The following is a 16,305-nucleotide window of genomic DNA, read 5'->3' on the forward strand; positions in this document are numbered from 1 at the left end:
GATAAAGTTCTTCGATATATATTAATTCTAATAATAGTTTTTATGAAGCATTTTCTACAACAAATGAAAAGAGATGCCCTGGCTCCTCCAAGAAGAGCTTGGGCTATGCGGCATTGGGCATTGAGCCTGCTGCTATTGGTAATGTTACAGTTTGTGGGTTCAACAGCCAAGGCGCAAACGCCTTGGGTGTATGATGTGCATGGACAAAATTTTCCAGGAACGTTGCACGTTTATTTCAATTTCAACTTTTTCTGTTGGGATGGAGATAATGGTGCATACGATGATGAGGTGTGGCTCCAGGTGAACGGTAAAGATGTTATCAATCTTAAAACAGTATGGAGTCTTATTTCGGGTAGTCGTAACAACGAAGATAACCTGAAGAAGAAAAATTATAACTGGGTAGTTGGTACTCCAAAATCTTTTTCCAAAAATGGCTATAGAGGCACGGTCGCTCTCAGTAACATTCGAAATACAGGAGGCAAATGGATGGGTACTACAGTTGATCTTATTCTGGAACGTTGGATTTACAATAATTCAAATGAGATTACGATTCGAGGAAAGTGGAGATATAAGGACAACTCTACCAGTAATGACCTAAAAGTCAAAGTCGGAACATTCAACTTCCCTTCGATGTCTTGGCCTGACATTGATTTTAAGCGTACTGCCAATGGGGTAGTTCAGGCTTATTCCACGAATTTGCTACAAGAAAAATATAATAACTGTGGAGGTAAAGATAAATCGGGTACTTTAAGGTATGCTTATCGTTTCTCGAAGAAATATGAGGGAAACGTAAATTGGCCAAGCGCACCGATCAAGATTGAAACTTATTGGGATAATCTCAATTCTACTCCCAAGAAGGTGAAAACGGATTTTGTGGATTGTACAGAATCTGCAACTTCGGCTTATGTGACAATGAAACTTGACAATTTTGAGGCTCATTGCCTGCATCCTTTTATCACTCGTTTTGCGCCCAATTATAGGTCATATCCTCTTAACGGAAGCCAATGTATAGAGAACAATGTCTATTTTAATAGAAGTTATGAGAGGGACCATTGGGTCAATGGATATCCACGTCCAAAGTCGATTTCTACTTCTACCAATTCCTGGACAAAGAATGTGATCCTCTCTTGGACACCGGAAATTGCTGATCCTAGACATGTGACCACACAGGGTAAATGGGTGGTTTTCCGCAGGAAGAGTGGTTCGAGCACTTATGAAAAATTGAAGGAATTGGCATATATTGACAAGCAGGTATCATATACAGATGAGGATACTAAGGACTACAATACTACTTATTATTATTATGTGGCATTCCAACCGAATGAATGGAATACTTCCATAATGAAGCCAGAGGATGCTACCAATTTGTATAAGAGTACTTATACGTCTATATCAACGAGCAACCCTCTGAAGTCTATATCGGCATCGAATAATTTGGATAATAAAATTACAGTGACTTGTAGTTTCTATTCTTTCGAAAATGCTACGTCTTCTAACCCTTATAAACTTCTGGTTTATCGCCGTGCAAAAGGTACTACGGATTGGGGAGAAGTCTTCCATGAGACAACTATTAGTGACAAGAACGTCACAAGTCATTCCTTTGATGATACCAAAATTGCCAATGCTTGCGTGAAATACCAATATATGATGAAAGTTGCAGCACAAGAAACAACTTTCACAAGTAACATATGTGATGGTGGTATTGATGGAAACTCTGAGGTGACTAGTGTCAATGCAAGCCGTGGAGCTTACAGCGGTACAGTGCGTGTCAACTGGGATGTCAAGCAAGTAGGTACAGACTTGACCTATTTCAATGTGCGCCGTCGCCTCTTAGGAAGCGATGCGGAATATCAAAATATATATACTACTTCTGGTGTGGCTGAGACTTATACATACGAGGATAATTCTGCTCAACCAGGCTCTTACTACCAGTATGAGGTGGAATGTTATCGCAAGTGTAAGGAAACAGGAACTATTAGTCCTGGTGCATCACAAGAAACGGATGGTTTTGCTCTTGCTACGGGAGTTGTCAGCGGTCGTATATCTTATGATACAGGCACGGCAGTGGAAGGTGTGAAAGTGATAGCGGAAGCAAATAATGCTGATGGAGAAAAACTGACGGCATTCCATGCGCTCAGCACTACCAAAGATGTGACCTGTCAGGTGGGTATTGCCAAGCCTAAAGAGACGATGGCATCTTTGTTCGGTAATCCATGGACTGCACAGACGTATATCAAGATAGACCAATTCCCGGAAAATGGTATGCACGTCTTCGCTACCAATTTTTTCTATTTTGCAGTTGGACCTACAGGTGATCTCAGTATAGGACTATCTTATCTTAAAAATAACAATCTAGAGATTGACCGCCGTTATTTGGACAAGAAAATTACAATAGCGACGGGCAAGTTCTATAATGCATCTGTTTCTTTCGATGGAAATGCGACATATACAGTGCGTGTTATAGGGGAAAACGGAAAAATCCAAAGTGCCAAGGTGCAGATTTCAGATCCAAGTGCATATAAGATGGTTGATGCCATTTTGTCTGCAAATAGGGATTACTTGCCTGAATCTGGACTTTGGTATGGAGATAGCAGAGGTGATAACCAAACTTATTCTGGTGTCATCGACGAATGTCGCTTCTGGACAAAGGAATTGACAGACGACCAAATCAAGAAGAACTATAATCACACGCTGTCGGGCAGTGAGGATGGTCTCTACTTGTATTATAAGTTTGATGAGGGTATTACTAATCAAACCATAGCTTATGACTACTCGAAGACGGGTGGTGTCTCTAATGGAAACCATGGAAAAATCGTCGACATGGAAATCACCGATGACGTGCCTTCGGAGGATCAGCTCTCCTTGTCGGCATATACCGACGTGAATGGTAACTACACCATCAGTGGCGTGCCTTTCTCTGGCGATGGTACCAGCTATACTATCCGTCCTTCCAAGGGCACACATGAGTTCTCTGCTGCCAAGGCAAACCGCTTTGTCAGTGCACAGTCGCTCGTTCACAATGGTGTCGATTTCCAGGATGTCAGTTCATTCTCTGTCAGCGGTGTCGTATATTATCAAGGTACTACAATCCCTGTAGAGGGTGTGCAGTTTGCCGTGGATGGTGTGTCTTGCACCAAGGATGGTGAGTTTATCCAAACCAACGAAAAGGGTGAATATACCATCAGCGTGCCTATCGGCTATCACTATATCAGTGCCAGCAAGATCGGTCATGAGTTCTGCAATGCAGATGGCAAGTCGTATAAGGGTATGGGATATTATCCTACCCAGAATGAGGATGCTAATAAGATGGAGACATTCGAGTTTACTAAGCCGATGCCTAATATTATTTTCTACGACACCACGCTTGTACCTATCGTAGGTCGTGTGACGGGTGGTGCGGTAGAGAATGAAAAACCGCTTGGTTTGGGACAGTCTGTCAACAACATTGGTCAGGCTACATTGACCCTGAAGGCTTCTGATACTTATAGTATGAATGTGAGTGTGGAAAAGAATGGACAGGCTTATGAATATGTGACGGCAAAGACCGATAGAGTATTTGCTGTTCCTGCTGATGCTGTTTGTAACTCTACTACTACTGTGGGTTCCGGTTCTGCCGATAATGCACGTATCATTACCATCAAGACCGACCCTAAGACCGGTGAGTTTGCTGCTATGGTTCCACCGCTTCAATATACTGTGACTGGAATTAATATTGACAGCAACAGCGATATCAGTTGGAATACGGCTGAAATCATCAATGCTACTGATCCACAGAATACATCTGTCGATTCTATCGAAGTAGAGGATGGTTATAAGAAGTTTGAATATGTAGCATCGCTGAAGAAGAGTTACCGCAGTCCGGCTATCCTGGATGTGGTACAGAAGAATGTAGAGGCTGAAGGTGCCTTTGGTGAACCAACCTATGAGCTGGTTGCTGAAGATGGCACCAAGAGATTGATAGAACTATATAATAAGGAGAAAACGTTTACTCTGCCAAAGACTGCAAATGAGGATGCCTATACCTTCGGTTATCCTGTCTTCGTTCAGAGAGGCAACTACGAGTTCGACCTGAGTTTGTATGAAAAGTATTTCAACCATGACGCTGATGCTCCTGTCAAGGAGTCAAAGGTGCCATTGGCAAACAATACGGTGAACATCACCAACCAGATGGGATTTGGTACTTCTGTCTATGTCACTGGTGACAAGGACGGTGAGGTATATGAGTCTTCTCAGACTGAAATCGAGCTCGACTCTTTAGGTCATGGAACCTACTCTTGGCAAGCCGGTTCTCCTAATATCCTGACTCCTTACACCCGTACGCTCACGATGAGCTATCCTATAGATGGTGTGGAGAAGAACTGGAGTGGCAACGGATTCCAGGGCATTGTCTTGGGACAGTTGACTTCGGGTAGCAACTTCGTGACCTCTGGTCCTGACGAGGTGATTATGATTCTTCGTGACCCAGCAGGCTCCGGATCAAATGCTTATATCGAGGAAGGACAGTCCTTCTCTACCACCAAGATGCGTGGTGGAACTATAAAATATGCCAATGAGACGAGCGTCAAGGCAAGCATGGGTTGCGAAACTACCATTACAACCGGTACGGCAGGTATGGGTGCTTTGGTAACTAAAGATACCAAAATAGAAGTGAAGAACGAGTTGGAAGTGGGAGTCAAGATTGACGAAGAGGTGAGAATGGGAAATACCACTGTTCAGACCATTACCACTACCAAGCGTATCTCTACCAGCGATCAGCCGGAGTATGTAGGCGATCAGGGTGACGTCTTCATCGGTTCTTCTGTGAACTACAATTTCGGCAATGCCCGACAGGTAGGTATCTATGCGGCTGATGCTAATAGTGTGCCAGCACTGGAGAAACGCGATGTGATGAGCGTGGGTACTCGATATGGTACTGAGTTCTCCTATACTCAGAACTATGTGGAGAACGTACTGCTGCCAAACTTCAAGAAGTTGCGTAACTCTTGCTTGGTACATGTGAACAGCTATGATGGCTATGTCAATAACACAGACAAGCCAGTTTATATCACCAAGTTGTCTAATACTGATTCCAGATTAGGCTCCAACAATAGTGATAAGAAAGTTTGGGGAGCCAAGGCTTCCAAGTCTGGTGAACTTAGCGGTGAGTCTTATAAGATGGTCTTGCCAAAGAGTGCATACAATGGTTCTCAATTGAAGGACGACTATGTGGCAAGCGATACCATCGCCTGGTATAATGCGCAGATTTCTGCATGGACACAGGTTTTGGCCAACAATGAGAAGGCAAAGGTGACTGCCATCGAGAATGCTGAGTACAAGCGTACGAACTATTCTTTTGATGCCGGTTCAAGTGTGTCCAGTTCTACCCAATCGGTGAACAGTAAGGATTTCACCGTGGAAAGCGAGACTTCGCTGCTGATTGTAGGTAGTGGAAAACTTGGATTTGCATTTGATGGAAATGGTGTTGAGGTTTTGACAAACGATGAAAAGGGAGGTGGCGCGACAACAAGTGATGGCAGCACCGAGGAGTCTTCTCGTGAAGTGGGCTTCTCGCTTGTAGAGACTGGTGATGCCGATGCACTTTCTATTGATGTCATCGATGCTCCTGATGGATTTGGACCTATCTTCTATACTCGTGCCGGACAAACCAGTTGCCCATACGAGGATGAGGTGAAGACCAAGTATTACAGACCGGGTACTACCATCCAGACAAAGACTGCTCAGGTGGAGCAGCCTCATCTCAGTGCCAAGGAAACTTCTGTGACAGGTGTACCAAGTGGCAAACCTGCTACATTTACCATCTACTTGCAGAATACCAGTGAGGCTGATATCGACAGTTACTTCAACTTGAATGTGGTCGATTCTTCCAATCCAAATGGTGCTGCTGTCAAGATGGACGGTAAGGATGTGACCGCTGGCCGTACCATTCTCGTACCAGCAGGTGAGACAGTAACCAAGACTTTGCAGATTTCACAGACCAATCCTGACATTTATGATTATAAGGATTTGCAGCTTCGTATGTCAAGCACCTGTGATAGCAATATCGAGGAAATCCTGAAACTCAGTGCCTACTTCCAGCAGACGAGCAGTGATGTCTCTCTGAAGTCAGCTGAGAGTGCCATCAATTTGGAGACTGGTACTTCGATGCATCTTACCATCAGCAATTATGATAAGAATGCTCGTGGTATGAAGAGCGTTCGCCTGCAGGTACAGCAGCAGGGCAATCCGCAGTGGCTTACCGTGAAAGAGTGGGTAGTCAGCGAGAAGGAAGCGGCTGCTGATAAGAACAAGGGCTTGTTGCCTGATGAAGGTACATTCAATTATGTATTCAGTATGGCAAACAATGATACTTATCCTGATGGACAATGGAACATCCGTACCATTACGGTGAGCAACTTCGGTGGTGAAGAGGTGACGAAGTCTTCTGAGGTCATTTCCTTCTATAAGGATATGGCTCGCCCACAGGTGATTAGCAATCCTAATCCATCTAATGGCGTACTTACCGCAGACAGCGAAATCTCCTTGACTTTCAACGAGGATATTCGTTCTGGGGCGATGAGCAAGGCTGACAACTTCTCTATCCAGGGAGAATTGAATGATGCACAGGTGGCTCATGATGTGGCTCTGAATCTGACAGGTGGCGAAGGTGCCAAGACCAATGCCAACTTCAATTTAAGCAATAAGTCGTTTGCCGTCAATATGTGGATGCGTTACTCTGCCAAGGGTGAGATATTCTCACATGGCACGAAGGCTGGCAGAATGACCGTGAGCGTGGCTGATGATGACAAGATGGTAGTTGATGTCAATGGACAGAAATTTACCAGCGACAATGCTTTCAAGAAGAATACCTGGCAGTTTGTCAGCTTCAGTTATGATGCAGAGAAGCAGACCTTCAATGCCAATTATGCTTATGATGCCTTTGATGTTGTCTTGTTCAACAATTTAAAGGTTGGTGAGTACAAAGGCAATGGTCCTGTCACATTGGGTGAGAAGATGCAAGGTCAGATACATGATGTCAGTCTTTGGAATCAGGCTCGTCCTTGGAGTGAGGCTCAGAATGAAATGTACGAGCGGAAGACCCGTTATAGCGATGGCTTGATGGGCTATTGGCGACTGGATGAAGGTCATGGTGGTTTGGCTACCGACTATGCTCGCAGTCGTAATCTCGTTTTGCCTTCTGCTACAGCCTGGTATTTGGCAAGCAAGAATTATGCACTTGCCTTGGACGGAAAGACCGTCGTGGCTGTGGATGCTTCCAAGATTGCCACAACCCATGAGGAAAGCTATTTGGCTGAATTCTGGTTCCGTGCTGAGGAAAAACAGAATGGTAAGGCGAATGTCTTCGGATTCAATAACAAGGATAAGTTCGACATATTTGTTGATGAGGCTGGTTTGCTCAAGATGAATGTGAATGGCGCTGATTATGCAATCGGTTCTGACAAGGTGACTGACAACCAGTGGCACCATGTAGCTGTCAATGTGCTGAAGAGTACATCTGGTTCTGCTACGGTTTATCTCGATGGTGTGGCTAAGAAGCAGATGATGGCTTCTGTTCTTCCTGCCATCCAGACAAGTAAGTTGCTCTTGGGTGGTAAGTATGATGGTGCTCAGGCTACGGATATGCTGAAGGGTGCGATAGATGAAATCCGTATCTGGAAGGGCCGCCGCATGGGTGATGTCATCAAGAACAATATGTATGCCCGTGTCAATAAGGCAAGTGATGGCTTGATAGCTTACTATCCTTTCGAGGAGGGTGGGCTTGATGAAGGTAATGCGCCTACCATCCTGGCAACGCTCTCTGACCAGAGTGCTACATGCTCTGGGGAAGTTAAGCCTGTTAATGTGCCTGTAACTCTTGCGCCAACTTCTGATAATGTACCGGCATTGAAGTCTGTACCTGATAAGCAGAATGTAAGCTTCGAATATGTGGCAAGCGAGCGTAAGATTCTGGTAAATCTCACAGAGCAACCACAACGTATCGAGGGATGCACGCTGACTGTAACGGTCAAGAATGTACGTGACAGTCACAACAACTATTCTGAGAATGTGACATGGGATGTCTATGTTCGTCAAAACCAATTGGTATGGAAACAGGATGAAGTGGAAACCGTGAAGCATGGTACAGAAAAAGTGAGTATCGAGGCTGAAATCAATAATAATAGTGGTACTACAGAGTCTTGGACTATAAGCGGTTTGCCATCTTGGCTCACTCTGGAGAATGAAACGGGCTATCTGCCTGCGCTCTCCAGCAAGAAGTTGACCTTTGCGGTTGATCCTGCTCTTGCTATCGGCAGTCAGGAGGCTACGATTTACCTGACTGGTAACTTGGGCGTACCAGAACCTCTGGTCATCAAGGTGAACAGTACGAGTGTGGCTCCAGACTGGAGCGTAAATTCTGCAGATTACGAATTTACGATGAATGTCAATGGTCAGCTTGAAATCAATGGTGAGATGTCACAAGACGTGAATGACATCGTGGCTGCCTTCCGAGGTGACAGATGCGTGGGTGTGGCTAAGCCTGCTTACTTCTCTCGCTATGATGCTTACTATGTGCTCATGAATGTATATGGTAATGCTGAGGACAACGGCAAGGACTTGACCTATAAGGTATTTGAGGCTAAGACGGGTAGAGTTCTTCCGATGGTAGAGGTGAGCATGGACAAGGCGAACATGTTTGTGACCGACAATATCGTTGGTACCATCTCTTCACCTAACGTTTGGAATGCCCAGGAAAAGGTAGAGCAGATCCTGAATCTCAAGAAGGGATGGCAATGGAGCAGCTTCTATGTGAATCCTGATAATGGCAGTGCTGATGAACTTCTCGCTGGCATCAAGAATCAGGTGAACTATATGATCAGTGAAAATGGACAGTGGACGCCTACCAGCAATTCCATCAACGAGGTGGTAGCTGGTGAGATGTACAAAATCCAGGGCAATGCGCCTGTATCTCTGTCTGTTGTCGGTGATGCTATTGATGTTGCCAACGATCCTGTTGTCATCAAACCTAATTGGAACTGGATTGGCTATAAGGCTCCTGGATACGTTTCTATCGGCAATGCGTTTGCTGATCTCGAACCTCAGGAAGGTGATGTTGTCAAGAGTCAGACTGCTTTTGCTTCTTGGAACAGTAGTGAATGGGTAGGCTCTTTGGAGGCTTTGAAGTCGGGCGAGGGTTACTTGTATTATTCTACTCGTAATCAGCAGCAGACTTTCCATTATCCATCTGCAACTTCTTCTGCTGCCAGGGAAACCTCTATGGCTAAGAGCATGAGACTGGGTGGAGATGATGCAGTGAATGAGAAAACTGAGATTGCCCAGATGCATCAAGGCAACATGAACGTCATTGCCCGTGTGGTAGATAAGCATGGTGCTGTCCGTTCGGATGCCGTCGTCAGAGTGATTGATGGTGATGGTGAACTTCGTGCCTTGACTGATGAGGCTCATGCGGATCTTTATTTCATCACGATTGCTGGTGAGAACAGTGGTGCTAACTTGCGCTTCATCGTCAGCGTGGATGGAATGGAACAGGTGATTCCTGGAACCATGTTCTATCGTGACGATGCTATCGTGGGTAGTCTTGACCAACCTCTCGTCATCGATTTGGCTTCTACCACAGGTATTGGCTCTGTCAAGACGGATGAGGATAGTTCAGAAGCAACGTATGACTTAAACGGTAGGCGTGTGGCTAAGCATGCTATCGAGACAGTTGTCATTCGTGGTAACAAGAAATTCGTTCATCTTAACAAGTAAGATTTATGAGAAAATTCTTTTTAATATTATGTCTGGTTTGTGCGGTACAGGGAATGTCCGCACAGACCGACATTCACGACAAGTATTCTTCCAAGTCTGAGGCTTGTGAGGATGGTACTTATAGAAAGTCTGACGGATATAAGAAATTTGGTCAGATTGGTTGGGAGAAGGAGAGCGGCTGGCGCAAAATCCAATATCTTGACCGTTATGAGCGAGAACATCGCATATACAATACCAATTCTTTCTTGTACTGTCAGGTGATGTGGAATGATGTTCTCTTGGAAGATTGTGAGATTGTGGCTTTTGATTCGAAGGGCAATGTTGTGGGCAATCAGTGTCCTGAACCTTTTCCGCAGAAAGCAGGCAACCTGCATCACGTGGCCATCATGGCTATCTTTGGGGATACGCCTCATGAGAAAATTACCTTTAAGGTAATCAAGGGTGCTGGTACGGTTGCGGATCCTGTCTGTGAAAAACAGGCTGAGGAAGTTCATCTGTTTGTTCCTAATGGAACGACGGGACTTGTTGATGCTGATGGGGATGGTCGTCTGGATACCTGGAAGCCTGTTGTGCTCCATGTCAAAGAAACGCCTACTGCTATCAGGGAGGTTTCATCAGACTCTGTGAAAGGTATAAACGACAAGATAGTCTATACTTTATCTGGTCAGCGCATCCACAAGGATGCAGTCTCTCCTGGTACAATCATATTGGTCAATGGAAAGAGATATTTAGTTAAATAAGTTGTATTCAGATCGTGTGCTTGCCTATGGCAATAAAGTGCCCTCAGTAAGGGCACTTTTGCGCCATAGGCAAGTTTTTTTTCTATCTTAGTCCTTTTTCTTCAACTCGTATAGGCATTTACCCTTCACCCTTCATCTTTTTGCCTGAAACCCCCATAAACACTTGAGTTCTGGAGGTGAAGGGCAAAAATTTACCCTTCACCACCCATCTTCACCCTTCACCGTTTGTCATCAGAATGTTATTTCTGCCTTAATAGAAGCCTGCGCTTAGTCTTCATAGAAGCCTGCTTCACTCTTCATAGAAGCTTACTTCACTCTTCATAGAAGCCTACTTCACTCTTCATAGAAGTCTGCTTCACTTTTCATGGAAAGCCGGAAGATGCTAAAATAAATAACGGGTGGTGAAGAATGGCGAAAATTTTTACAAGACGAAGGGTGATGAAAGGTGGTGAAGGGTGGAAATGAGTAATTGTTTGAGTAACCGTCTGAGTGTCAGTTGTTTATGTGGCAGAGGTGAAGGGTGAGGCGCTTTTATACAAACGAAACGCTTTCTCGCAGGCGAGAAAGCGTTTCTAACTTGTTATATCAAGTGTGGCCACTTGATGTTTTATAACTCATGTCCGAGCCTTTTATTTGAATGGCATAAACCAGTTCTCTGGATTGCTGAGGTCTATGCTGAGATTCTTGAATGCAAGCTTGTCACGAAGCCAGAGTGAACCGTAGTTGGTGCCCCAATAGCTGTCTGTGTTCTTGTGGCGTGCAATGCGGCAGAGGTCGCCATAGCGGGAACCCTCCCAGGCAAGCTCCAATGCCATTTCATCGCAGAGCAGGTCTTCTACACAGTCCTGGTTGATTCTCAAACTGTCTTCTGCTGTTGCATTAGCAGGGTAAGCATGGCCCAACTGAGCCAACTTCTTGTTAATCTCATTCTGGAACTGATAACCGGAACCATTGCCCATGGTAAAGCCTGCACCGCGAGCGTGAATACCCTGATTACCAAAAGAAACACCATTGGTCTCACTTTCATCATTGAAAACGACACGGTTTTCAGGAGTCAGGAATGGCAAGGTGGTCTTGAGGAACTTGATGCCTTCCTGGGTCATATAGGTGGTGTCCTCTTCCAAGGTATGATTCCATCCATCCTTCAACACGGCGAATGCTACATCAGGATGTCCCATACGGTTTACAGCCTCAGCTAACTTCAGATAGATACCTGCAGTTCGGTACAATGTGATATTGGCATTGTAATACTTCAGGATGACCTTAGCCAATTCCACCTGTGTACTAAACTTCACTCTTTCGTATGAACAGTGGTAGCGCATATCACCGATAGAGGCTTTAGCGAAAATCAGGTTCTTGATGTTGAATTCAGAACTGCCGTTACCATTTCCAGTTGCATAGTAGAAGTCCTGACTGTTGCTCAAATTCATATAGGCATTGGTAGGTTCAAGAGAAATCTTCTCGTTTACTACCGTACCATCTGATGAAGTATAGTAATTGTAACCGAAGAGGCCTGGCAAAGCTGTAATCTCACCACGCAACTTGTTGGTAGCCATTGCTACATAAGTATCAGTTTCCAAGTCGTTCATATAGCGGACTTTCCAGTCTGATGTATTGGAAACCATACAGTAGTATCCCATCTTCAATGAATTAGGGTAGCTATTGTAATCAGGACTGTAGGTAGGTCTTGCCATATAGTTATTAACCGTCTCTTTGTTCTTCTTCAGGTAGTTGAAGTAGTGCTCAACAGCCTTTGCATAGTTGCCAGATTCCAGATACAGGTCTGCCAAGATCAATCTTACAGGAATCATCATCTTCGCTGTATTGACAGTCTTGTTGTTTCCTGCATCGTTGGTACCTGCCTCAAAGTTACCCCAGTTAGGTACTGGCAGATCTACATACTGCTCCAAGTCTGGAGCCAACTCAGCAGTAATACCATAGATATCTTTCTTCTCAGAACTTGCTGCATTCTCGATGCCGGCGATATCAGTCAACGGCTTGGTATAGAATGGTACCTTGCCGTAGTTGTGGGTCAACTGGAGATAAGCCCATGCACGGATAGCCTTGGCCTCTGCATACTCCTTCATCGCAACTTCACTGGAACCGGTAATCAGCGTGGTATCACGGTGAGCAATGTAGTAGTTGCAGTTGTTGATGATACGGTAGTAAACGTATGCAGAATCGTACTTGTTGGTGCCGGAGTAATCGAAAGAAGCCAGTTTCTGCAAATCGGTTGAAGCGTCCTTCGTGGTGGTCAATAAGTCACCACGAAGTTCGTTGATAAGCACATTCTGGTCGATGGCCTGCTGTACACCCTTCAATATACCATTGATGTAGAACATGGAGTCCACTTTATCATCAAGCGATGGATTGGTGATGTAGCGGTTGGATCCATCATCGAACATATCACTGCATGAGTTGAGTGTGATAGCAGCCATGAGTGCTGCAATAAAATATTTAATTTTTATCATTTTTTTATGCTTTGTGATTGTTGTACTATTATTAGAGGTTGATCTTCACGCCGACAGTGAAGGTGCGACCTTGTGATACGCAACCTGTGTCAATGCCCTGGTAAAGAACTGCATTGGATACAGACATCTCTGGATCTCCGCCAAGATACTTGCTGATGGTGAAGAGGTTGTTTGCCTCTGCCCATACCTGAAGTCCCTGGAGCCATGAAGAGTTGACTGGTATCTTGTAGTTGATGTTGAGGGAGCGGAGCTTCAAGTAGCTGCCATCCTCTATCCAGCGGTCGCTGAAGCGTGAGTTACCCATCTCGTCTCCATAAGAGATGCGAGGCATATTGGTTTCCTGGCCTTCTACTCTCCAACGGTCTGTCATGGCGCTGGTTTGGTTGTAGAAGTTATTGCCACTCTCGAGGATGCTGCGCTGATAGTTGTAGATATCATTGCCGATAGAGTAACCGAAGATGGCAGATAATGTCAGGTTGCCCCATGTAGCGTGAGCAAAGAAGTTACCATACAACTTAGGGTTTGGATTACCAATGATGGTCTTGTCGCTCTCATTGATGATGCCGTCGCCATTGAGATCTACGAAGTGCATGTCACCTGCCTTGAAATAGCTCTTGGCTCCGGTTTCATCTACCTGGTAGAGATAGCCGTCCTTGCCTGCTGCCTTTGCTTCTGCATCGGTAGAGAATACACCTGCTGTCTTGTAACCGTAGAATACGCCTGCACTGTGATTGACGAGTGTTGCGATGTTCTGGTTGCCGTAGATGCTGGATGTGTAGCCTACTGCTGCATTCTCCTGACCATTCAGGGCAAGGGTTGTGTTGTTAGGAAGCGACTTGATTACGTTCAGATAATGACCGATGCTTGCTCCTAATTCCAGAGTGAACTTGCGGCTGACGATAGGCTTGCCGTTGATGTGTACCTCTACACCCTTGTTGTCCAGACTACCCTCGTTGCTCCAGTAACTCTTCACACCTGCCACAGGAGTGGTGAAGTCCTTCAATGTAAGAAGGTTGGTGGTATGGTTGAAGAAGAAGGTGAAGTCCAAACCTAAACGGTTCTCCAGCCACTGGCTCTCGAAACCTGTATAGAAGCGGCGGGTCTTCTCGTAAGTGATGTTCTCGTTACCGATATTGTTGAGCTGTACGGCTGGAATATTGTTGTGCAGGAATTTCAACACTTCGAAGGATGTACGGGCAGCCTTGTTGTTGATGTTGTCATTTCCTGTCACTTCATAACCAGCGTTGAGGCGCAAGTAGTTGAAGTTCTTGTTCTTTGGAGCCCAGTTCTCATTGGTTACTACCCAACCAGCCTGAATGCTTGGGAAGAAGCCCCATGCCACATCACCGATTCGCAGACTTGTAGCCTTCTTACCGAAGGTACTGCTGCTCTCCATAGAGGCAGCTACCTGCAGGAAGTAGCGGTTGCGATAGTTGTAATCTGCCTGAGCATACCAGGTGAGTGAGGTGTTCTTGTAGTCGTTACCTGTGGCATCCTTGAAGTCCATGCTGTTGGATACGTTAGGCAACTTGTCATTACCGGCTGTACTATACTGTCCTGTCGGGTTGTTCATCTCATAGTTGTAGCTGAGGTATCTGAAACCACCCATTGCCTTGAGTGAGTGAGCACCGAAGAGGCGTGTGAAGTCCAGACGGGTATCACTCATCAGGGTTTCTTCCTTAGCGAAGATAGAAGCTGACTGCGTCTGAACTCTACCCAAACCTTCTACATAGTAGGTAGGAACACCGCCCTTTGGACGATAGTAACGCTGGGAGTTACGGTTCAGTGTATAGTTGATGTTCTCTCTCAATGTCCATCCACCCTTGAAGTCGAACTTAGGAGCCAGACGGATATGGAACATAGAGTTCTCCATACGGTTCTTGTTGTTGCCGCTACCATTTTCCAACAAGGCTGTTGGGTTTGCCAATGAGAGGTTCTGGTTCAGTGGAGTCAGAAAGTCATCTGCATCTGCCAATGTAGAGGTCAACTCGCGGGTTGTATTGTTGTAGAGGTATGGATTCAGGATAGGAGCCTTGATCAGCGCGAGGAGGGTAGGAGATGTAACGGTACCCTTGCTGAAATCGCTTGGTGCTCCATCGTCGAATACATCACGGCTCAACTTGACATAGTCGATGTCAAACTGGGTTGAGAAGAAATTCTTGATGATGCTCAGGTCACTGTTGAAGCGGATGTTCACACGGTTGAAACCATTCTTCTTCACGGTGCTCTGTCCGTCTGTATAGCCGAGTGAGAGGTTGTACATACCTACCTCATCACCACCCATCACGTTGATGCTGTAGTTCTGGCTCAATGCAGTTTCATATACTTCCTTGCTCCAGTCAGTATTATTATGGTATGTCTTATAATAATAGTTGTTTGGATCTGTGGTCAGGAAGTTGAGAGAACCCTTTTCCAAGAACTTGTCAATCTTAGGATAGGTACTGAGCATTTCGGTAGCGTAGCTCATATACTGGTCTGCATCCATCACATTTGGGAGGCGTGGCACCAAGTTGACACCCATACCGATGTTGGCATCGATACGTGTAGCGATGGTTCTACCGCGGCGGGTCTCCAGTACGATGACACCATTGGCGCCCTTGGCACCATAGATGGCAGTACCATTCTTCAATACGGTAACCTTCTCGATGTCGGCAGGATTGATGTTCAGCAACTGGTTGTTGAACATACCTGTCTGAAGTGAAGTGCCGTCATATTGCATGTCCATAGGCACACCATCCAACACGATGAGAGGCTGGGCGTTGGCATTCAGGGAGTTCAGACCACGGATAAACATGGCAGAACCGATGCCTGGAGCACCTGAGCGCTTCACGGTGCGTACATCAGCACCCAATTTCTCGCCGATGAGGTCTTCTATAGAAGTCTGTGTACTTACCTGTGCTTTCAGGCTTGCCTCGTTGCCCAACTTCGTACCGTTGGTGTACATCTCGTTGAACTTGTCGCTGAGCATCTTCGCCTGGATGTTGTTGACACCTGCGATAGATACCTGCTGGCTTGCATATTGTGAGGTAAACAGATAGAGCGAGGTGGTGAAGGTAGGCACCTTGATCGTGAAGGTACCGTCCTCGTTGGTCATGGCAGCATAGCGAGCATTTCCAAGTGCCTGGATCTGCACACCGCTAAGAGGCTTGCCGGTGGCAGCATCGTAGATGGTACCAGATACCTCTTTCATCGGATAGTTTGGCTGCTTTTTGTTTACCGTTTCCTTCGCTCTCTTTTCGGCGCTGTCGGTTGTCTCTTGGGCATTGATTTCAGCAGCTACTGCCATCAAGCCCATTATAGCCAATATTCTGAAATTTATCATTGTCTTCAATTGTTGAGTTCGTGTT

At 45.5% G+C, this 16,305-nt stretch carries 4 protein-coding genes; 2 read left to right on the forward strand and 2 right to left on the reverse strand.

The genetic code is table 11. The features are described from left to right. Window positions 1-63: 63 nt before the first annotated feature. Complete coding sequence (locus tag DW917_RS03425) at window positions 64-9,747, forward strand: LamG-like jellyroll fold domain-containing protein (protein WP_158570065.1); 9,684 nt, start codon at window positions 64-66, stop codon at window positions 9,745-9,747. Window positions 9,748-9,752: 5 nt separating this feature from the next. Next, window positions 9,753-10,487: a hypothetical protein gene (locus DW917_RS03430; protein ID WP_147344109.1), complete on the forward strand. Its 735-nt coding sequence runs from the start codon at window positions 9,753-9,755 to the stop codon at window positions 10,485-10,487. A 629-nt stretch (window positions 10,488-11,116) separates the two neighbouring features. Here the strand turns inward: DW917_RS03430 and DW917_RS03435 are convergent. Further along, the gene (locus tag DW917_RS03435; RefSeq protein ID WP_118116513.1) at window positions 11,117-12,958 is read right to left on the reverse strand and encodes a RagB/SusD family nutrient uptake outer membrane protein; all 1,842 of its coding nucleotides are present in this window, start codon (window positions 12,956-12,958) and stop codon (window positions 11,117-11,119) included. Window positions 12,959-12,989: 31 nt separating this feature from the next. Beyond that, window positions 12,990-16,280 (reverse strand): SusC/RagA family TonB-linked outer membrane protein, encoded by a 3,291-nt coding sequence (locus DW917_RS03440; RefSeq protein ID WP_118116516.1) that lies wholly within the window; start codon window positions 16,278-16,280, stop codon window positions 12,990-12,992. Between the last annotated feature and the right edge of the window lie 25 nt (window positions 16,281-16,305).

Origin of the sequence: Prevotella sp. AM42-24, from assembly GCF_003461825.1 — a bacterium.
Lineage (GTDB): Bacteria > Bacteroidota > Bacteroidia > Bacteroidales > Bacteroidaceae > Prevotella > Prevotella hominis.